At 44.8% G+C, this 22,793-nt stretch carries 17 protein-coding genes; 3 read left to right on the forward strand and 14 right to left on the reverse strand.

Annotated elements, in window-relative coordinates; all coding sequences use genetic code 11:
* Positions 1–124: 124 nt before the first annotated feature.
* Both glgA and glgB read right to left on the reverse strand, forming a co-directional pair.
* A complete protein-coding gene (gene glgA, locus NST38_RS17605; protein ID WP_076250254.1) occupies positions 125–1,567 on the reverse strand; it encodes a glycogen synthase GlgA in 1,443 nt (480 codons plus the stop codon).
* Positions 1,564–3,570: a 1,4-alpha-glucan branching protein GlgB gene (glgB, locus tag NST38_RS17610; RefSeq protein ID WP_076250252.1), complete on the reverse strand. Its 2,007-nt coding sequence runs from the start codon at positions 3,568–3,570 to the stop codon at positions 1,564–1,566. The genes glgA and glgB overlap by 4 nt, the downstream gene beginning before the upstream one ends.
* A gap of 193 nt (positions 3,571–3,763) precedes the next feature.
* Between glgB and NST38_RS17615 the strand changes: the two genes are divergently transcribed.
* A complete protein-coding gene (locus NST38_RS17615) occupies positions 3,764–4,990 on the forward strand; it encodes a glucose-1-phosphate adenylyltransferase (protein ID WP_076250250.1) in 1,227 nt (408 codons plus the stop codon).
* A 124-nt stretch (positions 4,991–5,114) separates the two neighbouring features.
* On the opposite strand, the gene NST38_RS17620 is transcribed toward NST38_RS17615, so the two are convergent.
* The 5 genes from NST38_RS17620 to NST38_RS17640 all read right to left on the reverse strand — a co-directional run bounded on the left by NST38_RS17620 (position 5,115) and on the right by NST38_RS17640 (position 10,652).
* Positions 5,115–6,623, reverse strand: coding sequence for a sensor histidine kinase (locus NST38_RS17620; RefSeq protein WP_036673821.1), 1,509 nt, complete (start codon positions 6,621–6,623; stop codon positions 5,115–5,117).
* The gene (locus NST38_RS17625) at positions 6,620–7,318 is read right to left on the reverse strand and encodes a response regulator transcription factor (protein ID WP_017688086.1); all 699 of its coding nucleotides are present in this window, start codon (positions 7,316–7,318) and stop codon (positions 6,620–6,622) included. The genes NST38_RS17620 and NST38_RS17625 overlap by 4 nt, the downstream gene beginning before the upstream one ends.
* Positions 7,311–8,636: a hypothetical protein gene (locus NST38_RS17630; RefSeq protein WP_124115250.1), complete on the reverse strand. Its 1,326-nt coding sequence runs from the start codon at positions 8,634–8,636 to the stop codon at positions 7,311–7,313. Before NST38_RS17630 ends, NST38_RS17625 begins: the two co-directional genes overlap by 8 nt.
* A 16-nt stretch (positions 8,637–8,652) precedes the next feature.
* A complete protein-coding gene (locus NST38_RS17635) occupies positions 8,653–9,378 on the reverse strand; it encodes a phosphonate ABC transporter ATP-binding protein (protein ID WP_036613671.1) in 726 nt (241 codons plus the stop codon).
* A gap of 83 nt (positions 9,379–9,461) precedes the next feature.
* Entirely contained in the window at positions 9,462–10,652 is a 1,191-nt protein-coding gene (locus NST38_RS17640) for an MFS transporter (RefSeq protein ID WP_076250248.1), read from the reverse strand.
* Positions 10,653–11,032: 380 nt separating this feature from the next.
* Between NST38_RS17640 and NST38_RS17645 the strand changes: the two genes are divergently transcribed.
* Together NST38_RS17645 and NST38_RS17650 are read left to right on the forward strand one after the other, a co-directional pair.
* Complete coding sequence (locus NST38_RS17645; RefSeq protein WP_076250246.1) at positions 11,033–11,953, forward strand: ArsR/SmtB family transcription factor; 921 nt, start codon at positions 11,033–11,035, stop codon at positions 11,951–11,953.
* A 49-nt stretch (positions 11,954–12,002) separates the two neighbouring features.
* Entirely contained in the window at positions 12,003–12,767 is a 765-nt protein-coding gene (locus NST38_RS17650) for an HAD family hydrolase (protein ID WP_036613669.1), read from the forward strand.
* Positions 12,768–12,802: 35 nt separating this feature from the next.
* On the opposite strand, the gene NST38_RS17655 is transcribed toward NST38_RS17650, so the two are convergent.
* The 7 genes from NST38_RS17655 to NST38_RS17685 all read right to left on the reverse strand — a co-directional run bounded on the left by NST38_RS17655 (position 12,803) and on the right by NST38_RS17685 (position 22,643).
* A complete protein-coding gene (locus tag NST38_RS17655; protein WP_076250243.1) occupies positions 12,803–15,142 on the reverse strand; it encodes a type IA DNA topoisomerase in 2,340 nt (779 codons plus the stop codon).
* Between the two features lie 125 nt (positions 15,143–15,267).
* Positions 15,268–15,759, reverse strand: a complete 492-nt coding sequence (fur, locus tag NST38_RS17660) for a ferric iron uptake transcriptional regulator (protein WP_036613667.1) — start codon at positions 15,757–15,759, stop codon at positions 15,268–15,270.
* A 230-nt stretch (positions 15,760–15,989) separates the two neighbouring features.
* On the reverse strand, positions 15,990–17,477 hold the full coding sequence (locus NST38_RS17665; RefSeq protein ID WP_036673826.1) for a glutamate synthase subunit beta: 1,488 nt from the start codon (positions 17,475–17,477) through the stop codon (positions 15,990–15,992).
* 616 nt (positions 17,478–18,093) lie between these two features.
* Positions 18,094–18,582 carry a dihydrofolate reductase gene (locus NST38_RS17670; RefSeq protein ID WP_076250241.1) on the reverse strand — a complete coding sequence of 163 codons (489 nt, stop codon included), beginning with the start codon at positions 18,580–18,582 and terminating at the stop codon, positions 18,094–18,096.
* 50 nt (positions 18,583–18,632) lie between these two features.
* Positions 18,633–19,427 (reverse strand): thymidylate synthase, encoded by a 795-nt coding sequence (gene thyA / locus NST38_RS17675; protein ID WP_036613661.1) that lies wholly within the window; start codon positions 19,425–19,427, stop codon positions 18,633–18,635.
* Positions 19,428–19,904: 477 nt separating this feature from the next.
* Entirely contained in the window at positions 19,905–21,320 is a 1,416-nt protein-coding gene (gene lpdA / locus NST38_RS17680; RefSeq protein WP_036613658.1) for a dihydrolipoyl dehydrogenase, read from the reverse strand.
* Between the two features lie 3 nt (positions 21,321–21,323).
* Positions 21,324–22,643, reverse strand: a complete 1,320-nt coding sequence (locus NST38_RS17685; RefSeq protein ID WP_047843378.1) for a dihydrolipoamide acetyltransferase family protein — start codon at positions 22,641–22,643, stop codon at positions 21,324–21,326.
* Positions 22,644–22,793: the final 150 nt, after the last annotated feature.

Here is a 22,793-nt window from a genome sequence, read left to right on the forward strand (position 1 = left end):
AAAAGAAAAGAAAAACACTTCCACCGTCTCAGATGATACTTCATTCTGAACTTTTGGAAGTGTTTTTCTTTATTTGATTAAAAAAAGCCACAGCATGATATGCTGTGACTTATTCATGATTGCATCAGTTTACAGGGTCAAGTGTGATCCGACGATAAATGTCCATATATTCTTCAGCTGAGACGTTCCAACTGTATTCTCCGCCCATTGCATTTTTCACAATTTTCTTCCAATGTTCTGGCTGTTTGTAGATCTCCTCAGCACGCCGAATGGTACTCATCATGTCATGAGCGTTAAAGCTTGTGAATGAGAAACCATTACCTTCTCCAGTAAACTCATTGTATGCCTGCACAGTGTCGTTCAGACCGCCTGTTTCCCTTACGAGAGGCACACTCCCGTACCGCAGAGCCAGTAGCTGACTAATACCACATGGTTCGAACCTCGATGGCATCAGGAAGATATCACTGCCTGCATAGAAACGGCGGGATAACCCATCGTTAAACGTGATCTGTGCAGACATTTTGAGCGGATAACGATTCGCGGCTTCACGGAACCAGTGTTCATACATAGGCTCTCCTGTTCCCAATACCGCGAATTGAATGTCATCATAGTACAGCAATTCATCAAGGATACGGCAGACCAGATCAAGCCCCTTAGAGTCGACGAGTCTTGTCACCATCACCATGAGTGGTACATCAGGACGAACAGGCAATCCAAGTTCCTTTTGCAGTTCAATTTTGTTCTCCGTTTTCTTGGACAGACTTGTTCTGTATTTCACTGGAATTTTGGTGTCCGTTGCCGGGTTGTAACTCTTGGTATCAATCCCGTTCACAATCCCGCTGAAACGATCTCCAAGTGAACTGAGCAGTCCGTCCAGGCCGTATCCATAATAAGACGTTTGCACTTCCTGTGCGTATGTTGGGCTTACGGTTGTCACATGGTCAGCGTACACAATTCCTGCTTTCAAGAAATTGACGTTACCGTAATATTCGGCTCCATCCACGGTGAAATATCGATCGTCCAGCTCAAGGATATCACTGAATAACTCATGCGGGAATACCCCTTGGTACAACAAGTTATGTATGGTGAATACCGTACGAATATCACTGTAGAATGAATCATGTCTGTAATGGGCTTCAAGCACCAAAGGAATCATTCCTGCATGCCAGTCATGACTGTGCAACACGTCAGGCTTGAATTCAATCTGTGGCAACACTTCGAGAACTGCACGGTTGAAAAAGGCGAAACGTTCGCCATCATCCATATAACCGTACACTCCATCACGCCCAAAATAATACTCATTATCCACAAAATATACTGGAATCCCATCATGAACAAGCATTTCTATCCCACAATAGGGTCTGCGCCAGCCAAGAGGCACATCCGTTGTAATTACGGGCTGTAACGCGTCTTTATACTCATCGGGAATACCCTTGTACTTAGGCATAATCACCCGCACATCTGCCCCGCTCTTCTTCAAAGCAAACGGGAGAGCACCGATTACGTCAGCAAGGCCTCCTGTTTTGATAAATGGATGTACTTCAGCAGCAGCAAATAGAATATTCATGCCTTTGTCCTCCTCTTCGGTTTGAGCGTGTTGCTTTCCTTTTTATTCTTCGTTTTTGAACTGACGGAAGTTATACTCGCAGGTGATTCATCCGTTTTCCGACGTGTGTTCTTTTTTAGAATCACGATGCTAAGCGGAGGTAATACCAATTCGAGACTATGCGGATGCCCATGAAAAGGAATCTTTTCGGTAGGCAGTTGCATATCATTAGTAATGCCTGAACCGCCGTACACGGAATGGTCACTGTTCAGAACTTCGGTATACATACCGGGACGCATGACACCAATCCGGTAACGCTCCCGCTTGACCGGCTGAAAGTTAATGAGCACAAGGAGTGTATCCGCAGGTTTTTTTCCTTTGCGTACGTATGAAATGACACTCTGGTCCTGATCGTCCGGAGTGATCCATTCATAACCGTCCAAGGAATGATCAAGCTCCCACAAAGCTTTTTCACTCAAGTACAGGTTAGACAGCTCACGCTCAAACTTATGCAAATTGCGGTGACTGTCATAATCCAGCAAGAACCAATCCAGTTGATCCTCATCTTTCCATTCGATGAACTGGCCAAAGTCTCCACCCATAAACAACAGCTTTTTCCCTGGGAAAGTCATAAAATAGCCCAGAAAAGCACGCATGCCGGCAAATTTCTGCTCATAGGTTCCTGGCATCTTGTCGAGGAGCGACTTTTTGCCATGAACAACCTCGTCATGTGACAGAGGTAGCACATAATTTTCAGCAAAGGAGTATACGACCGGGAAAGTCAGCAAATGATGTTTGGAAGGACGCTCATGAAAATCAGATTCCATGTAATCAAGCGTATCGTTCATCCAGCCCATGTTCCATTTGTAGTTGAAACCCAGACCACCTTCATCTACAGGTAAAGTTACCATAGGCCATGCACTGGATTCTTCAGCCATCATCAATGCATAAGGGAAATACTTGAACACCGTCTCATTCAGCTGCTGCAAAAAGGCTACAGCTTCCTTGTTCTCCAGACCACCTTCATCATTGGTACGATATTGTCCTGGCTGCTTCTCAAAATCAAGCCGTAGCATACTCGTAACCGCATCAACACGGAGTCCGTCAAAATGATACATCTCCATCCAATATAATGCATTGGAGATCAGAAATGAACGAATCTCAGGTTTCGAGTAGTCAAAGCTAAGTGTGCCCCAGCCCGGCTTCTCTGCTAACATCGGATCTGCATACTCATACAAAGGCGTACCATCAAACATACGCAACCCATGAGCGTCTTTGGCAAAATGTGCAGGTACCCAATCCAGCAATACGCCAATCCCGGCCTGATGTAGTGTATCCACTAGATACATCAGATCTTTTGGATGCCCATAACGACTGGTTGGCGCATAAAACCCTGTGTTTTGGTAGCCCCACGAAAGGTCATATGGATGCTCACTGAGGGGCATCATTTCAACATGTGTATATTTCATTTCTAATAAGTAAGGAACAAGCAAATCAGCCATCTCGCGATAACTATAGAGGCTTCCGTCTTCTTTACGCTTCCAGGTTCCCATGTGCATTTCGTAAATATGTAGAGGTTTGTTATACATGGCACGTTGTTTGCGTCTCCAGGCTCCATCATTCCATTTGTACCCTTCGATTGAACTGGTGACAGAGGCTGTCTGAGGTCGAACCTCTGCTTGAAACGCATATGGGTCCGCTTTGAGCAATTCTGTTCCATCTTCCGTTAATATACGGAACTTGTATAAAGTTCCTTCGCTAATTTCCGGAAAAAAACGACTCCAAAATCCTGATTCGGGTATCTTATATAAAGGTTCCTTTTCGCCTTTCCATTCATTGCGGTCCATAGCCAGTCCTACTTCTAAGGCGTTTGGTGCCCACACGGTAAAGCGATACCCCTGAAGGCCATCGCAAGTCTCAGGTTGCGCGCCCAACATTCGATAACTGTGATGAAGGTTACCTTCATGAAATAAATAAATATGCTCCGGCAATATGTCCGGGTGTGCTAACGGTTGAATGGCCAAGAGATCACCTTCTTCTCAAGAAAATAGATATAACAGTAACCATTACCCCATTCTAGCCAAGTTGAAAAGAAAAATGCGGTGAATTAGAAAATGTTGTTCATTTTCAGAATTTTTACAGTAACAATCGTTTCATCTGCTCTACTTTGCGTTAATGATGTACTACAATGCACAATATTTTGGGAGGGAAACGATTATGTTTAATAAAGATTGCATCGCTATGCTGTTGGCGGGAGGAGAAGGGAAGCGATTAGCCCCTTTAACCTCGAGTATCGCAAAACCCGCTGTACCGTTTGGCGGGCACTACCGGATCATCGATTTTCCTCTCAGTAACTGCGTAAACTCAGGGATCGATACTGTAGGAGTATTGACGCAGTACCAAGCGGAATCTTTACACGATCACATCGGTGGAGGAGAACCATGGGGACATGGTAACTCAAGTGAGGCAGGAATCTCCTTGCTTCCATCTTATCATACAGGAAATGACGAATACTTGGGAACGGCGGATGCTATTTATAAAAATATCGACTATATCGACCAACAAAACCCCGAAAATGTTCTAATTTTGTCGGGTGACCATATTTATCATATGAATTATCGCGATATGTTGGAGGCTCATCAAGCCAATAATGCCGCAGCAACGATTTCAGTTATGGAAGTTCCATGGGATGAAGCACATCGCTTTGGAATTATGGCTGCCGATGCTGATTTGCGTGTAACCGAGTTTGCCGAGAAACCGGCTGAACCAAAAAGTAATCTGGCTTCAATGGGCATTTACATGTTCAAATGGGATTATCTGAAACGCCATCTCTTGCAAGATGCGGCTAACCCTGAATCCAGCCATGACTTCGGTAAAGATGTTATTCCTCAAATGTTGAACGAAAATAATCCCCTCTTTGTCTATAACTTTAATGGTTATTGGAAAGACGTAGGTACGGTTAAGAGCCTATGGGATGCACATATGGATCTGTTACACAACGAGGAAGACTGGAGTCTGCAAAAAGAAAACTGGCCGATGTTTACTCGCGACTGGCGCACCAAACCAAGTGCTTACAAAGCAAGACATACAAAGATCGAACATGTTACTTCCATGATTCACGACTCTTGTGCAATCGAAGGTCGTTCAGAACGTTCCGTTATCTTCTGCGGCGCAGAAGTGGGTAAAGGCTCTGAAGTTAAAGACAGTGTCGTTATGCCTAACGCACGCATAGGCCGTGGGGTTCACATCGAACGTGCCATCATCGGTGAAGGTGCAATAATCAAGGACGGTGCAATCGTTAAAGGTACGGCGGATGAAATTGTGGTCGTTGGACCTAACGAGATCGTCTCTGCCAAACCGGCTGTCCGTACGCAACCTGTTCGTATGTTGAAAGAAGTATATGAGAAAAGTGGGCGCCTGCGCGCTGGTGAACTTTCTTCATAATGAAGTAAACATAAGATGAAAAAGGCGAGCCTCAGATGGCTCGCCTTTTTTTGGTGTTGATATGGATATTATAAAGCGTACATGCTCGATCATCAGATAGAAAAATCTCTTATCTTTTGAAACCTTAAGACTTTTCTAGATCTGATTTTGTATCGCTAGCATCACTAGCTGTTCGCTCATCTGTGACTTCAGCATCACCAGACGCGGTTACAGATTCTTCTGGACCCATCTCCTCAGCCACAGCCGGTAACGTAACCGTAACGGTTGTACCAGATCCAAGTTCACTCTGCATCGTGATCGTTCCCTCATGCAGTTCTACCAGTTCTTGCGTAATCGCAAGACCCAGTCCCGTTCCCCCATTTTGATGATTCACCTGGAAGAAGCGGTCCCGTACTTTGATTAGGTGTTCTTCACTAATTCCGATACCGGTGTCCTGAACAGCTGCAATGATCTGACCATTCTCCTCTTTGACCGACAAGAAGATCCAGGAATTCTCATGTGAAAATTTGATCGCATTATCCACAACATTCAGGAAGACTTGTTTCAGTCTGTTACCGTCTCCATGGACATTATAAGCACGAGTCTCGTCCGTTTCCAACTTGAGATGGACCTGTTTTTGTTCCGCTTTGGCCCAGACATTCAACATCGTTTCCTGTACAATTTCACGAATGTTGACGGTTCCTTTGACCAGCTTCATCTGATTCTGCTGCAATTTGGAGAAATCCAGCATCTCTTCAACAAGTCCAATCAGTCGTTCGGTTTCCTTGGAGATAATACCCATACCGATACGGGTTTCTTCCGGATCATAACCGCCTGAATCGAGTGTCTCACTCCAGCCCTTAATACTGGTCAAAGGTGTTCTTAATTCATGTGAGATCGAAGAGATAAAATCATCCTTGATCTGATTACTCCGCACAATCTCATGTGCCATGAAGTTAAGTGTTGATGCCAATTCGCCCAGTTCGTGCTTATAATTCCCCTTAACCCTTACATCCAGCCGTCCTCTAGCCATTTGGGCAGATACTGCGGTGATGTTGTTAATTGGACGTACAATGGAATTTGCCATACCAATACTGATGATCAACACTATAGCAAGCACGCCAACACCGACGGCAGCGGCGAGTAGTCCCATATTCAACAGCTTTGAATTCACATCTTCAAGTGATGTCAGATATCGAATAACATAAGTATTTTCGCCGCCCAGATCAAACTTGTGTGAAACGGCCATGACGGATTCTCCAGTACCTGGTTGTCTTCCAATCCAGCGTCCCATATCCCCATTCAGAGCCTGCATAATATCACTGGTTTGGAGCACAGCACGGTCAGATTCAAAAGCAGTCGAACTCGCCAATACGCGCCCGTTCAGATCCAAAATTTCCAATTCAGTATTGGACAATGCCAAGTTCACAAGGAGTCTAGACAGATTATTGCCATCCTCCGTAGTATTCTCACGAGCGATCGGCTCGAAAAAGTCCTTTGAATTAGAAATGTGGGTACTAATCGTATTGTAGATACTCTCATAATAATACCTTTGAACTGCCAACATAAATACGAATTCGACCAACAGCAGAGCGAGAAAAACTACAAAGAAATAATGTAGTACGATCTGCCGTGTAATGCCTTTTTTAATCATTGCTCCCGGCCCTTCCATTTGTACCCGTGACCCCATACAGTCTGCAGGTATTCGGGCTCGGAAGGATTGTTCTCAATTTTTTGACGCAGACGACGAATGTTGACATCCACAATTTTTGGATCACCCATGTACTCTTTGCCCCATACGTGATCTAACAACACATCGCGGCTGAGCGGTGTATTTTCTTTTTCCAGGAAAAACTGAATCAAGGAAAACTCCGTTGGAGTCAACTCAATGGCTTCATTCTGTTTTTTGAATTGCTTCGAGATCAGGTCCAGTGAGAATGGCCCGGACTGGAACGTAACCTTTGCCGCAGTTTCCCGATGCACGTTCACTCGACGCAATAAAGACTGAATACGTGCAATCAACTCTGTTGGGCTGAAAGGCTTGCTGACGTGATCATCTGCACCAACGGAGAGTGCGTACACTTTATCCTGTTCCTGAACTTTCGCGGTCAAAAAGATGATGCCCAGACGTTCATTGGTTTCACGGATCCGTCGACACACCTCAAATCCATCAATACCTGGTACCATAACATCCAGCAGAGCCAGATCAATATCCGGTACTGTCTGCAGTATGCGAAGCGCTTCATGACCGTCACCCGCTTCAAGCACTTCGAATCCGTTTCTCTTTAAATTAATCACTATAAAACTGCGGATGGATTCTTCATCCTCAAGAATAAGTACTTTACTCATTAAGTTCTCCCTTTCTATTCAGCTGAGAAGTATTGCTCAGTGCATCTTTACCCGCCTCTGATTGTGCTACCCGTGAAGCAATAACCCGATCTTTGGTACGCGTAATTTCCTTCCAGCTTTTACCCTTCTCCTGTTCCCACTTGGAAAGGGTGAAATATTTGATCTCTGCTACGGTTTCGTCCGTATCAATCATTTTAAATCGAATATATTTTTCCTTCTCCGATTTGGTGTCAATAGTGATCTTACCGTACCACTCTGGCTTGAGATTTAGATGGAATAAATCAGCATCATCTCGGAATTGGAATGAGACAAATTTCTTGCTATCTTTGCCATCCCACTGATAATAGGTGTAAAACCACAACCGAGAGTCAAATACGTAATGCTCCCAACCTTTTGGAGTCTCTTTGAGCCCAAACTCAATAATACCATCATTATCAACATCACCGCTTAAAATTTTGTCATCTCTATACGTTTGATCCGGTGATTTGAAAGCATTGACTAACTTGTTATCTTTAACATACATAATTTGCGAGAAGGAACTCCGATCATCCAGCTCGGCATCCAGTACAATGCCCATCTGTCCTTTGGCAATCTCTCCGCCCAGAGCATTATAAACTTCTTTAACGGTATAATCGGTCTGCACCCGATCAACTTCCTTGAAGCTGCCATCTTCGTACTGGTATAACGCAATCGTTGCAAAACCGCTGTTGTTCAGCGAAATGATAACAAAATCACTTTTACCATCTCCGCTCAAATCCAGCGTGTTCCCCTGCGCATCATCAATGATATATTGATTATACGGAACTCCACCCAAGACCTGCTCCAGTGCCCCGCCCTTGTAGGAATATGCAGTCAGGGCTTTCTGCTCCTGCAGGCTTACACCAAGAATAATATCCGGATTTCCGTCATTCGTAATATCCAATACTTTAAAGGATTGCAACTCATTTCCCGGCACATCAAATGTAAGTTTTTTAACCCATGTGCCTCCCTGCTCTTCCAAAATCATGCCATGGATTCGCACATTCTCATTTGGTGTCTCATAAAAAACAATCGCTTCCCGAGTTCCATCCCCATTCAGGTCTTCCACCCGAATCATGCTGGTATTATTCATATCCTTGGGACGAATCAATGTACTCTCTGGCGGCAGTTTAACCTGAACCACGTTGTACAGTTTCTCCTTATCGGTGGACATCATTGGTTTTCTCATCAAACCCTTGGGGTCACTTATGACTGTGCATCCGCTTAGAACAGAACCAAGCATAATTGCCATAGTTCCTGCTGCTACAAAGCGTCCCCACCGTGAATTAAACAATCTCATCACTCTTTTCAATAGTTTAAATCTGGTTTTTTTCTTGCTGTGTCAGTCTTCGTCCACGAATATCAAAAGCAATCTTGCCTTCTGCCAATCCCCAGATCCGTGTGGCATGTTTCTCAGCAAGTTCAATAGGCAGTACTGCAATGACTGTTGCACGTTCTTCTTCACATAATTTGCGCAGCGTTTCCAGCACCGAATCTGCTGTGTGAGGGTCAAGACCAATCACTGGTTCATCCGCCAAAACGACTTTGGCACCGTGAGCAAGTGCTCTTGCAATAGCAACACGCTGCTTCTCGCCACCACTGAGCTTCTCTGCTATTTGATGTGCTTTATCAAGTAATCCCAATCCTTCGAGATAATCCATAGCACCCATATAATCATCGGAACGTACCATACCGGTTACCATTCTCCATACAGGAGTCTGACCTGATCGTCCGATTAATACATTTTTAAGAGCCGTACGTCTAGGAAATAATTCTGGATTTTGTTCCAAGTATGCCCATTCCCGTTTGATTTTCCGTTTTCCGGACCAGCCTTCTTTCAAAATCTCGGCGCCATCCACCGTAAACCGGCCGGAATCCCATTTTTCCATCATGGCCAAACATTTAAGCAACATGCTTTTACCGCTACCGCTTGAGCCAACTACAGCTATCATTTCACCCTGTTGCATATCAAATCGAATATCCCGCAGAACGGGAACGCGGTCCACGCCAACGGATTTACTCAAGTTCTCTACTCTGATCATCGCGATGTCTCCTCTTGTCCATGTTTTTCCCTACCACTAGTGTACTCGGAAATGGACATCAATTTCCATGCGAACACCAGCTTCTATTTTAACACAGATTCGAGCTCAGGTTTACGACGAAATAATATACCTGCCACGCCGAAAAGAAGGTACATGATTCCGAGCAAGGTGAACATGCTTCCGGGTGAAATCCAGTTGATCATCTGACCACCCAGATTCGGTCCAATAATACTTCCAATCGTGAAATGAAAAGACGCCACAACGTTGGCTGCAGGCAGCAACACTTTAGGCAGAATATCTGCGGCATAGGCCAGGCCCAGTGAGAAAAAGGAGCCGACCAGGCCGCCTGCGATTGTTAACAATACAAGCGTCCACCAGAAATGCGTACCTGCCACTGGAACCAGCATGAAGATGATTCCCCCGCTGATGCCCGCAAACATCAATATCTTCTTCCGCCCATATCGGTCACTCAACATTCCGAGAGGTAATTGAAGGAACAAACCTCCAATCCCGATAAAAGGAAGTAACGACGAAATCTGATTGGTATCGAATCCAATACGTAGCCCATAAACGGGGAAGTTACTATTCATACCCGCTTCCATATATCCGTATAAGAGTGCTGGTAAAAGTGCATACCAGGCCCATGCCAGACTACGACGGAAGCGACGTTCAGGCAGTTGGCCATGCTCTGCTTTTTCCGGTTTTGTATCCGGAAGCTTCATTAATACCAGTATAAGCACTGCTGCTATACAGATGAACAAGACCCAGAAAGGGACAGCATCACCGAAGCCAAGCAGCTTAATTCCCAGCGGTCCAATACTGAAGCCCAGCCCGTAGGACATGCCATATAGTGATATGTAGCGTCCACGCTTTTCAGGTGCAGTAACAAGTAGCACCCAGAGCTGAGCCGCATAATGAAGTGCGCTGTCTCCTATTCCAACGATCAGACGCAATATGAACCATATTTTAATATCTGGTAAATACGGAAATAGTATTAAAGGGACCATGACTAATATCAGGCCACCTACAATCAACTTTTTGAAACCGAATGCACCCAGTAGTCTCTCCGCAACGAGAGTCATGGCAAAAGAGCCAATGTACAACGCGGCGGCGTTTAATCCGTTTAAACCTGGTGAAACCCCTTTTTGCTCCAAAAAAATCGAAAGCACAGGTAGCAAAAGCCCCTGACTTATTCCCGCCACCACAATAACCGTAATCAAAATGAGATAGTTGGCTGTCGAGTGTGATAGTTTGGGACGAGTAATCGATGACACGAATTCATTCCTCCTGCGAGCACACAAAGAAAAATCGCCATCGCTGACGACTTTTGTATGTTATACATATGGTTTTAAACTGCTATTCAAAGATCAGGGCTTTGCCCCGGACTTGAACATTATAGTGGACAACGCCCTGCAAAACAAGCCATAATAGAGGTTGTTCAAAAAGTTCACTTTTGATTACGAATCATGCCTAGTGGCATCATCAGCTTCGAAGATGAATTTCAGCCGAAATGTCCGTTGCTCACGTAGTTTTCCTACGCTCCGCTACTCCATTTCCATCTTCTTGGTACTGAAAACCAGACTTTTTGAACACGCACTAATCGTACTTAAGTCGCTGCGTACATTTAGATGTGACGGGAGGATTCTGCAACAATATGGCTTATCATGTGACAATTGATGTTTCACCGATATATGAAATGCTCAACAGCTTTCTGGTTTATGTCACGAAAAAATGGATTCAGCATCTGGATATTGGTCCTGAATGGATTCTGGAAGTGGAAGGCAAACTAAGTTCCAATGTACGAGCTGCGCTCGCACCTGCTGCCACTTGGCCTTTTGATGATTTTGATGTTTTGTTTGCATGGGCAGCCTATCAAAATGATACATCGGAGAATCGTGATTTCCTGGACATGCTTGCCGGAATGACAGCGGAAGACCTGTTTGCACGTGTTTCTCCTCTTCTGCCGGCTCTTACAATAGAAGAATCTACGCGCATTCGGAACAGTTATGTCCCATTATTGCGACTATGGGATGAACACTACTGTCAGAATATGAGCGAAGATCAGCGTGTGTGGCTGGAAGAAGATGCCGAAGAAAAACGCATTTTGCTTGATAAAATGGGCTCTGAACTGCTTATTGAATATGCTACAGCGGGCGTTCTTGTTGAACCGATGCCTGGACTGAACGAAGTCATCCTCTTCCCAACGGTTCACAATCGTCCTATTAATATGTACTGCTTCTATGAGGGTATGATGATCATGCAGTATCCCGTAGATGCACCTGAAGAGAACGAAGACCAGCCACCAACATGTCTTTTACGTTTCACCCATGCGCTGGCTGATCCCGAAAGACTTCGCCTGCTTCGTTACGTATCGGATGAACCCAAATCCCTCGCTGAGATGTGTGAAGAATTGGGTAAAGACGAAGACACGGTCAAAGACCAGGTTATGGCGCTACGCATCGCAGGTCTGCTACGGACCCATCTGCTCGGAAGTAACCGTAAAGAGAAATACAGTATTCGGCCGGATGGCGTATCTGAATTAAATATGTTCCTGGAATCCTATATTCGCATTTAATTTAGTTGAACCATTGTGGATTTACTGGCTACAAGGAGTGAGTTAGATCATGAAAATAATGAAACAACATATTTTGTTTGACCTTGATGATACACTCGTATATTGCAACAAATACTTCAACCTGATTTTGGGAGAGTTCTTTGAGAATATGCAAGAGTGGTTTGATGGACATTCTCTGACAACACAAGAGATTCGGGAAAAACAGCTGGAGATCGATGTAACCGGAGTGAACAAGCTTGGTTTTGCGAGTCATCATTTCCCGCAATCCCTGATTGATACCTATCGTTATTTCTCCGGCAAGTTCGCCAGATTAACCTCTCCCAGAGAAGAATCTTATCTGAGCAAGTTGGGTATGAGTGTGTACGATCAGGAGGTTGAACCCTACCCTCATATGGTTGAAACGCTTGAGAACCTCAAGGGTGCTGGACACTCCCTCTACTTATATACCGGCGGCGAAACCGTGATTCAGCAGCGCAAGATTGATCAGATGAAACTCTCAGCTTATTTTGATGATCGGATCTATATCCGACAACACAAAAACGTCGAGGCACTGGAAGGCATTCTGTCTAATGGTCCGTTTGATCGTCGTGCAACATGGATGATTGGCAACTCACTACGCACAGATATTATGCCTGCGGTAAAAGCCGGAATTCACAGCATTTATATCAAACAACCGAATGAATGGCAATACAACATCGTAGAACTTCAGCCTAATCCGGAAACGTCGATGTATACCATCACTGCACTGGAAGAGGTACCAAAAGTCATACACGAAAATATACAACAGCAGCAACAGAAAAGGACCCTTGGATAAGGGTCCTTTTGCTGTATGTTAACTGTTAACTAAGATCAAGCATCCTGCTTCTCGCCAGATAATTTGCCTGTTACCACATCTTGCAAAATAATACGTGCTTTCACCGTACTCCCGTCTTTTCGTTTGAACGACAATACTTGTGTACTGCCCTTCTCAATCAGCGATTTTAACATCGTACTGGTGATTTTTTTGCCTGCATACTCTTTCCAGACCACAAATGAACAGCCTTCCTTGAAACGTGAGCATCCATAACCCTTCTTGCCCTCTATAATCTGACCCGAGCAGCCAGGAGAAGGGCAAGGTGCCAGTAACTCTCTCACTCCAGATGAGCTCGCACTTGAGGACGGCGCCTTGGTGGTCGTGCTTTTCCCACTGCCAACTCTCGATGAAGATGCCGAAGTCTGACGGGACGTTTTTACAGTTGAACCGCCACTAGCCGTCTTGGCTGATGTCCTTGTATTGCCTGCCTGGGTTCTGGCTCCCTTGCCTTTCCCCCTGCCTGCCCGTGAATCTTCTCCAAAAGCATCTGCTGGTGCTGGGGCTTGTACACGCACTTTCTCAATGATGGACAAGGTGAATTTCTTAACGTTCTCCATGAACTTGTCCTGACCCGCCTCACCTTTGGAAATCTGATATAACCTTCTTTCCCATTGCCCGGTCATCTCAGGTGAAGTTAACAGATCTACACCCGCGCGACGAATCAACTCAATAGCCGTTCTGCCTTTGAGCGTTAACTGCATTTTCTTCCCTTGCAGCGTAATGTAACCTACGTTTTTGAGGCGTTCAATTGTAGCCGCACGTGTAGCCGGAGTACCCAGGCCACTATCTTTCATCGCGTCTCGCAGCTCTTCATTCTCGATCTGCTTGCCTGCACTCTCCATCGCTTTCAGCAATGTTCCCTCGGTATAACTCTTGGGAGGCTGGGTCGCCTTCTCCTTGAACTCACTCTTCGTGCATTGAACAGGCAATTCAGGTTGCACACTAAAAGCCTTGTCCGTCCACTCTTCAGCTTCCTCTTCCTCATTGCCGTTTTTCTTGGTCTTCTTCTTGCCTGCACCGCCCTGTTCCTGATCTCCAGAACCGAGAACCACTTTCCATCCGAGGGACAACAGCTCTTTGACAGATGTCTTAAACTGATGTTTCTCCACTTCGGTGAGCACGGTATGTTGCTTATACTCTGCCGGAGGATAAAAGTGAGACAAGAAACGTCTGACAATCAAATCATAGATGTTCTGCTCATCCTTGGATAAGGTACCTGGTCGCTTCAAAGTAGGTAGGATCGCATGGTGATCCTCAACCCTGCTCGGATTACATACCCCTTTATTATTCTTATGAACAAGCTCCGGCTTGGCCCCCTGCGCAAGCTCACTATAGGTACCATTTTTAAGCAGGTTTAGTGTTTTTTGCATACCTTCAATATTCTGTTCTGTAACATAGTTGGAGTTTGTCCGCGGATACGAAATTACCTTGTGTTTTTCATACAAGGCCTGTGCGATATCCAGTGTTTTTTTGGCTCCATACCCAAACTTGGCATTGGCTTCACGCTGTAAAAGGGTCAGGTCATACAAACGATACGGATACTCCTTCGTCTGCTTCGCTTCGTATTTGGTAATCTGCCCTGTCTTGCCCTTCACACTGGCTGCAATGGCCTCTGCTGCCTCCGCATCGGTCAACTTATCTCCCTGACGCAGTCCCCGGTACTCAACACCTTCCTGCCGAAACCAGGCGGCTACTTCATAAAAGGTCTGTGACTGGAACGCTTCAATCTCGATTTCACGATCGTAGATTAGCGCGAGTACCGGCGTCTGCACACGGCCTACAGACAACAATGCATTATGGCGGGTTGTAAACGCCCGTGAGGCATTCATCCCGATCAGCCAATCGGCTTCACTTCTGGCGCGAGCAGCATGGGTCAGATTTTCAAATTCAGAGGCATCCTTCAGACCATCAAAACCACGTCTAATGCTCTCTGCCGTCAAATCCGATATCCATAAACGCTTTACAGGCTGACGCAGCTTCAATTGCTGTTGTATGAGGGCGAAAATGTACTGACCTTCTCTCCCTGCATCGCAAGCATTAACGATCGCTGAAGCCCGTTTTGCCAGTTCTCCAATCATTTTAAGCTGATCTTTAGTCCTCGGATTGGGTACAATCTTGAACTGATCGGGTATGATCGGGAGGTCCGCTATATTCCAGCGTTTGTACTTTGTATCATAGGCATCCGGTTCAGCCAGTCCAAGCAAATGCCCTATCGCCCAAGTGATGATGTAATGTTCACCCTCCAGATACGTGCGATTGTTCTTGGCCTTTGGTTCTATGACGGCGGCAATGGTTCGACCCATGTCGGGTTTTTCCGCTATAACCAGTGTCTTCATCCGTCCATCTCTCCTCCTTCACCGTCCGCATGACGGCAAAAAGGGGCATTCCGCCGACGGAAGCCCCTTGCTTCTGAAACTCATTATATCAGATTTTGGATTCGGGAGCACCTTCCCGAAATGAATTATCCTGCTGCCTGTTCCTTTAATACATGCTTTTGTCTGCACTCTTTGCATACTCCTTGGAAATCCAGACGATGATCCGTAACAGCAAAGCCATACTGACGCTCGATTTGTTGTTCCAAACGAAGCAGACCATCTTCCATAATCTCTTCCACTTTACCACATTCTGTACAGATCAAATGATGGTGGTGATGGGAACCGTCTGTACTTCGCAGATCAAAGCGCGCAGCGCCGTCACCAAAGTTAATCTTTTCAACGACCTGAAGGTCACTCAGCAGTTCGAGAGTGCGGTATACGGTAGCCAATCCAATCTCAGGGAACTGCTCCTTAACCAGCAGAAATACTTCCTCTGCGCTAAAATGATCCTTTTCATGTTCAAGCAATACACGTACAGTAACTTCCCGTTGTTGTGTTAACTTATATCCTTTTTCAACCAATTGATTTTTAATGTGAAAGATCTGTTCTGAAATGGACTTGTCCCGGTTACTTGCCATAGCAGGTCGCACCTCCGATTTATATTCATTGAAATTTACTTTTATCGTACGGATTCATGGTTTCAGTTAATCCTTATTTATAATCATTATAATATAATAATAAATCTTTATCACTTAAAAAGCAATGATATTGCTCACACTTACATGAAATATGTAGTCAAATTGGTTAAAATAACAGCAAACAACCCTCGCTGATCGCGAAGGTTGTCATTGATATCTTGTTCTATACTTTACACCAGAACCGAAGCACCCATCAAGTATTTGTCCACTTCACGAGCAGCCTCCCGGCCTTCATTAATTGCCCATACAACCAAACTTTGACCACGACGCATGTCACCTGCTGCAAATACTTTATCCACATTGGTGTTGTATTTGCCGTAACGTGCCTTAACGTTTGTGCGACGATCTGTTGCAAGTCCCAGTTGCTCTACCAACGTTTGTTCCGGTCCATCAAAACCAATGGCAATCATGGCCATCTGAGCCGGGAATACACGCTCTGTACCGGGAATCGGCTGATAAATTTTGCGACCAGTCTCATCCACAATACGCTCGATCTGTACTGTATGCAATTCTTTGAGGTTCCCCTCATCGTCTCCGACAAATTTCGTTGTCATGATGGAGAACTCACGCGGATCTTGACCAAACAACGCTTTGGCTTCCTCTTGCGCATAATCAAGTGTGTATACGTTCGGGAATTGTGGCCAAGGATTATTAATGCGATCACGCTCCATAGGCGCTTGTGTATGCGTACCGAATTGAGTGATCGTACGACAACCATGGCGCAGCGATGTAGCCACACAGTCAGATCCTGTATCACCGCCACCAATGACGATAATATCTTTATCTTTAGCGGACAGATATTGACCATCTTCCAGATTGGAGTCCAGATAACTCTTAATACTGCCATTCAGGAAATCCATTGCGTAATGAACGCCTTTTAAGTCGCTGCCTTCAATATTGAATTCACGCGGCTTCGTTGCACCACCGCACAATACAACAGCGTCATACTCATCCACCAGCTGTTGTGCTGCAATATCTTTACCAATCTCGGTGTTCGTAATGAATTGAATGCCTTCTGCTTCGAGCAGATCAACACGACGTTGAACTACGTTTTTATCCAATTTCATCGTTGGGATACCGTACATCAGCAATCCGCCGACACGGTCCGAACGCTCATATACGGTTACCGAGTGTCCTGCTTTATTCAACTGAGCCGCAGTAGCCAATCCCGCTGGACCTGAGCCTACGACAGCTACACGTTTACCCGTACGTTTTTCAGGAGGTTGGGGAACCACCCATCCTTCTTCGAAACCTTTTTCAATAATAGCTTCTTCAATGGTTTTGATGGTTACAGGCTGACCAATTAAGCCAACTGTACATGATCCTTCGCAAGGAGCTGGACAGACGCGACCTGTAAACTCTGGGAAATTATTCGTTTTGTGAAGGCGCTCAAGTGCTTCTCTCCACAGTCCGCGATATACAAGATTATTCCATTCTGGAATCAGGTTATGCACGGGGCAACCTGACGTGCCACCAATCATATCTATACCTGTATGGCAATACGGGGTACCACAATCCATGCATCGTGCACCTTGTGTTCTGAGCTCTTCTTCAGCCATGTGTTTATGAAACTCTTCCCAATCCTTAATCCGCTCCGCTGGCTCACGATCTGTTGGCAGTTGACGTTTGTATTCCATAAATCCAGTAGGTGTAGACATCTTACGTTTTCCCCCATCCGTTCTTGTCTTAATCCCTTCATGTGCATGGTTCTATATGAAATGGATTACTCATTACTTGAGTTTTTGTCTATTGTATCACAAAATCTTCTCGAAGATATTTCAATTATAGTAGCATTTACTGTGCTGAATATTAAATGGATTATCCGCATAATTATTTGTATTTTATACATCATATCTTTCAAGTCTACCCATGGTCAATACCCTTATTTTGGTGTTAAATGTGATTTTGAACTGCGAAATCTGGTGTGTGTTAAAGAAATAAAAGGTCGAAACGTTAAGTAAATGTCAGATAATTTGTCATCAAATCCAACATATTTTGCTATAAATCGTTCTCAATTCCGAATATCAGACCTGTTTTAGGGCTTCACAACGTTAAAACCCCAAAACTTTTACACTTTTTTACTGTTTAATGCTTGGCCGTATGTATAATATACATAAATACCAATTACTCATGTGATATTAATGTTATATGTATTCGAGTTTAAACAAGTGACTCATTTTTTTTATAAAGAAAAGACGCTGTTCACGAATATTTCGCAATCAGCGCCTCTCATCATACAAATACGACCGAAGTCAGGAATTTCTTATGTCATATTTACCGTTTACGTTCGTAAAATTCGAATGTATACGCATGAACATTTTTTTCATCCTGTTCGCCTTCAATCTGTTCAATCAGTTCCCATTCGGACCAATCCACTTCAGGGAAAAACGTATCTCCCTCAAAATTCTCATGAATTTTGGTCACCACAAGACGATCTGCAAGTGGCAGGAACTCACGATACACTTGGGAACCCCCAATTACGCACAGTTCCTCACCTTTGGTTACACTCAGACCCTCCTCAATCGTATGTACGACTTCAGCCTGTTCCACCTTGTAGTTCAGATCTCTTGTCACTACGATATTACGACGCTGAGGAAGCGGCTTACCGCCAAAAGATTCCCACGTATTACGTCCCATGATAATGGTTTTGTTCAGCGTACGTTGTTTGAAAAAGGCCATATCCTTGGGTAAACGCCATGGAATCGAATTATTTAATCCGATCACACCGTTCTCCCCCATTGCCCATACCAATTCAATACTCAAGGGTAATACACTCCTTCAATCCAAGTCTCTTGTCGAGATTGAACACATAATTAGACTGCAATTGGAGCTTTAATGCCCGGATGATGCTGATAGTTCTCAAACTCAAAATCTTCAAACTTATAATCAAAAATAGAATCCGGCTTACGCTTGATTACCAGCTTAGGTAAAGCATAAGGTTCACGCTCCAGCTGCGTTTTAACCTGATCAACATGGTTAGAGTAGATGTGAACATCCCCTCCAGACCAGATGAAATCACCCACCTCAAGATCACATTGCTGAGCGATCATATGAGTCAAGAGCGCATAACTCGCGATGTTAAACGGCAATCCGAGGAACGTATCCACGGAACGCATCGTAAGCATACATGATAATTTACCCTCTGCAACGTAAAACTGAAACGCAAAATGACAAGGTGGAAGCTTCATATTATTGATCTCAGCCACATTCCATGCGCTGACAAGGTGACGACGTGAATCCGGATTATTTTTGATCGAATCAATGACTGCGGCGATCTGATCAATTTTTTCTCCGTTTGGGGCTTCCCATGTACGCCACTGCGAGCCGTATACCGGACCGAGATCCCCATTTTCGTCCGCCCAGTCGTCCCAGATCTTCACACCGTTTTCTTTCAAATAAGATATATTGGTATCGCCACTCAAAAACCATAACAGTTCATGAATAACCGATTTGAGATGAATTCGTTTGGTTGTTACCAGCGGAAATCCTTCGGAGAGATCATAACGGAGTTGTCTGCCAAATACAGATTGTGTTCCTGTTCCTGTACGGTCTCCTTTATGCACGCCGTTGTTCAGAATATCCTGCAATAAATCGAGATAGTTTTTCATGTTGAAATCCCCTCACTAAAGAATATTTACACTTACCACTCCATGACAGAACAACCTTCCGATCGCTGTTATCCCCAGATTTTTTTAATCTCCTTTTCCAAAGGTAAAATCCGGGGATAAAGGCGAAGCGTATGCTTCCGATGTAGCTTTCCTTCAGAAAGCTTTTAGCTCCGCTTCTTCAGGTTTTTTCCGTCCTCTACGTTCTCGTGTAAAAGGTTAGTTTAACTAAATATATAGACCGCGATTGGCTTGGAGCCACATCATGACTGATCATTACTACAGTGTACCACAAATTGAGTTGTTGGATAAAATCAATTCACTGAAACTTATGAGCGTGTAAATTTTCATCATATCACATACACGAGTATTTTATATTTCTCGACTCTTGCTCAGAAAAAAGAGACGAATAACGCGTTAACGTCATTCGTCTCTTCTGATATACGTATAATGCCGGACGGATCCGAAGCTTAGTTGATCTTAACGGGAGATGATGTGGATCGGGTGACCCATAACCAATTCCGCAGCTTCCATCACGATTTCGCCCAAAGTTGGGTGAGCGTGAATTGTGAGAGCCAGATCTTCCAAAGTAGCGCCCATCTCAATTGCCAAACCAAGCTCAGCAATCAAGTTGGAAGCTTCCAGACCTACGATTTGGCAACCCAATACAAGGCCGCTTTCTTCGTCAGCTACGATTTTCACGAAACCTTCAGCGTGGTTCAAAGATACAGCACGGCCGTTACCCGCATAAGGGAACTTGCCTGCTTTTACTTTGTAACCTTTTTCTTTAGCTTCTTTTTCAGTGTAACCTACGCTGGAACATTCTGGATCTGTGAACACAACAGCTGGCATACATTTGTAGTCAACTACAGATGGTTGTCCTGCGATTGCTTCAGCAGCCACTTTACCTTCATAAGAAGCTTTGTGTGCCAGAGCCAGACCAGATACGATGTCACCGATAGCAAAGATGTGAGGAATGCTGGTACGACCTTGGTGGTCAACTTTGACAAATCCACGCTCGTCAACGTCAACACCAATCATGTCGAGACCCAGTTCTCCATCTGTGTTTGGACGACGTCCAACAGTTACCAGCAGGTAATCTGCAGTTACTTCTTTGGACTCACCATTTACAGAGTACTTAACAGTTACATCTTTATCCGTTTGCTCAGCACTTTCAGCTTTTGCACCCGTTACGATTTCGATGCCTGTTTTCTTCATGTTTTTAGCCACGAGGCTAGTCATGTCTTTATCGAAACCTGGCAGTACTGTATCCAAACCTTCGATGATTGTTACTTTTGCACCGAATTTGGAGTACATTTGACCAAGCTCAGCACCGATATATCCGCCACCGATAACGATCATGCTTTTTGGTACTTCAGGCAAGTTCAGAGCTTCTGTCGAAGACAGAATGCGTCCACCAAATGGGAAAGGTTTCAGTTCGATTGGACGGGAACCTGTTGCAATAATTGCATTTTTAAATTTGTAACGTGGAGACTCGTGGTCATTGAATACACGAGCTTCGTTTTCGTTGATGAACATGCACTCACCGTTGAAAACTTCAACTTTGTTGCCTTTGAGCAAACCAGCTACGCCGCCAGTCATTTTCTTAACAACGCCGTTTTTGAACTCTTGAGTTTTGCTGAAGTCCACTTTTACGTTCTCAGCAGAGATACCAAAAGCTTCACCGTGAAGTGCAGACTCATATTGGTGTGCAGCAGAGATCAGGGCTTTGGATGGAATACATCCACGGTTCAAACAAACACCGCCCAGTTCGGATTTGTCTACGATCAATACGCTTTGGCCCAGTTGAGCAGCGCGGATGGCAGCTACATAGCCGCCAGGACCCGCACCAATTACTAATGTGTCGATATTGAGAGAAGCGTCGCCTACTACCATATCTTACACCTCCATAACAAGCAGCTCAGGGTTAGCGAGCAGCTGTTTAATGTAATTCATAAAGTTTTGTGCTGTTGCGCCATCGATGATACGGTGGTCAAAGCTCAGGGAAAGAGCCATTACAGGTGCTGCAACTACTTCGCCGTTTTTGATCACTGCTTTTTCGCTGATGCGTCCTGTTCCGAGAATAGCAACTTCAGGGAAGTTGATGATTGGAGTGAAGAACATACCGCCAGCAGAACCGATGTTACTGATGGAGATTGTGCTTCCTCTCATTTCATTCGCGCTCAATTTGCCTTCACGACCACGAGCAGCCAGATCACGGATAGAATCAGCAATCATCCAGATGGATTTACGATCAGCATCTTTGATAACAGGAACGATCAAGCCGTTGTCTGTATCTGTAGCAATACCGATGTTGTAGTATTTTTTGTAAACAATTTCGTTAGCTTCTTCATCAATCATAGCGTTCAGAGCCGGGAATTGGCGGGAAGCCGCAACCAGTGCTTTAACGATGAATGGCAGATAAGTAACTTTTGTTCCTTTTTTCTCTGCAATTGGTTTCATGCGAGTACGGAAAGCAACCAATTCAGTTACGTCCACTTCGTCCATGATTGTAACGTGAGGTGCTGTGTAAGCCGATTTAACCATTGCATTAGAGATCGCTTTACGGATACCTTTAAATGGTACGCGCTCTTCTTCAACGTGTTGATCAGCTGCAGCTGCTGGTGCTGCGGATTTTTTCTCTTCTTGAGCCGGAGCTTCGGAAGATGCCGCTGCGGAAGAACCGCCACCGTTTTTGAAGGATTCAACATCTTCTTTGGTTACTTTACCGTTGTTGCCAGTGCCGTTAACCTGAGCGATGTCTACACCTTGTTCGCGAGCAAATTTACGCACGCTTGGTGTTGCCAGAACGTCTTTGGCAGGTACTGCCGGAACGCTGTTGTTGCCGCCTTCTTTAGCTGCATCCGAGCTGGAAGCTGCTGCAGAAGAACCGCTTGTGTCAGCTCCGCCTTGAGCTGCATCTTTCTCTTGCTCGCCTTGATCGCCAGCAGGAGCGTCGTCTTGCTCAGGAAGTTCGCCTTCTGCATCGATGATCGCTACAACTTCACCAACGTGGCAGACTTGACCGTCTTTAGCGAATACTTCTGTAACTGTTCCGTTAACCGGACAAGGTACTTCTACAACCGCTTTGTCGTTCTGTACTTCCATGATGATGTCGTCGTCAGTTACTTTGTCACCGACTTTGATGTGCATCTTGATGATTTCGCCTTCGTGCAGGCCTTCGCCCAATTCAGGGAATTTATATTCAAATTTAGCCAACTGAAAAACCTCCTTGATTATGTGCTCAATCCTGAAAACAACCCTTAACTCCAAGAAACAACTGTTACTGCTAATGCAAATAACTGTTACTCAAGGGGCTAATGGCTGTTTACAGTGCAGCTTGCGCTGCGGTGTGAATCACCATACTGC

Source organism: Paenibacillus sp. FSL H8-0104 (genome assembly GCF_038050215.1).
GTDB classification, from domain to species: Bacteria; Bacillota; Bacilli; order Paenibacillales; family Paenibacillaceae; genus Paenibacillus; species Paenibacillus amylolyticus.

Excerpts from the sequence above, each read along its gene's own strand:
- glgA (WP_076250254.1), bottom strand. The coding sequence starts at position 1,567 with ATGAATATTCTATTTGCTGCTGCTGAAGTACATCCATTTATCAAAACA.
- NST38_RS17615 (WP_076250250.1), top strand. The coding sequence starts at position 3,764 with ATGTTTAATAAAGATTGCATCGCTATGCTGTTGGCGGGAGGAGAAGGG.
- NST38_RS17620 (WP_036673821.1), bottom strand. The coding sequence starts at position 6,623 with ATGATTAAAAAAGGCATTACACGGCAGATCGTACTACATTATTTCTTT.
- NST38_RS17625 (WP_017688086.1), bottom strand. The coding sequence starts at position 7,318 with ATGAGTAAAGTACTTATTCTTGAGGATGAAGAATCCATCCGCAGTTTT.
- NST38_RS17630 (WP_124115250.1), bottom strand. The coding sequence starts at position 8,636 with ATGAGATTGTTTAATTCACGGTGGGGACGCTTTGTAGCAGCAGGAACT.
- NST38_RS17635 (WP_036613671.1), bottom strand. The coding sequence starts at position 9,378 with ATGATCAGAGTAGAGAACTTGAGTAAATCCGTTGGCGTGGACCGCGTT.
- NST38_RS17645 (WP_076250246.1), top strand. The coding sequence starts at position 11,033 with ATGGCTTATCATGTGACAATTGATGTTTCACCGATATATGAAATGCTC.
- NST38_RS17650 (WP_036613669.1), top strand. The coding sequence starts at position 12,003 with ATGAAAATAATGAAACAACATATTTTGTTTGACCTTGATGATACACTC.
- NST38_RS17655 (WP_076250243.1), bottom strand. The coding sequence starts at position 15,142 with ATGAAGACACTGGTTATAGCGGAAAAACCCGACATGGGTCGAACCATT.
- fur (WP_036613667.1), bottom strand. The coding sequence starts at position 15,759 with ATGGCAAGTAACCGGGACAAGTCCATTTCAGAACAGATCTTTCACATT.
- NST38_RS17665 (WP_036673826.1), bottom strand. The coding sequence starts at position 17,477 with ATGTCTACACCTACTGGATTTATGGAATACAAACGTCAACTGCCAACA.
- thyA (WP_036613661.1), bottom strand. The coding sequence starts at position 19,427 with ATGAAAAACTATCTCGATTTATTGCAGGATATTCTGAACAACGGCGTG.
- lpdA (WP_036613658.1), bottom strand. The coding sequence starts at position 21,320 with ATGGTAGTAGGCGACGCTTCTCTCAATATCGACACATTAGTAATTGGT.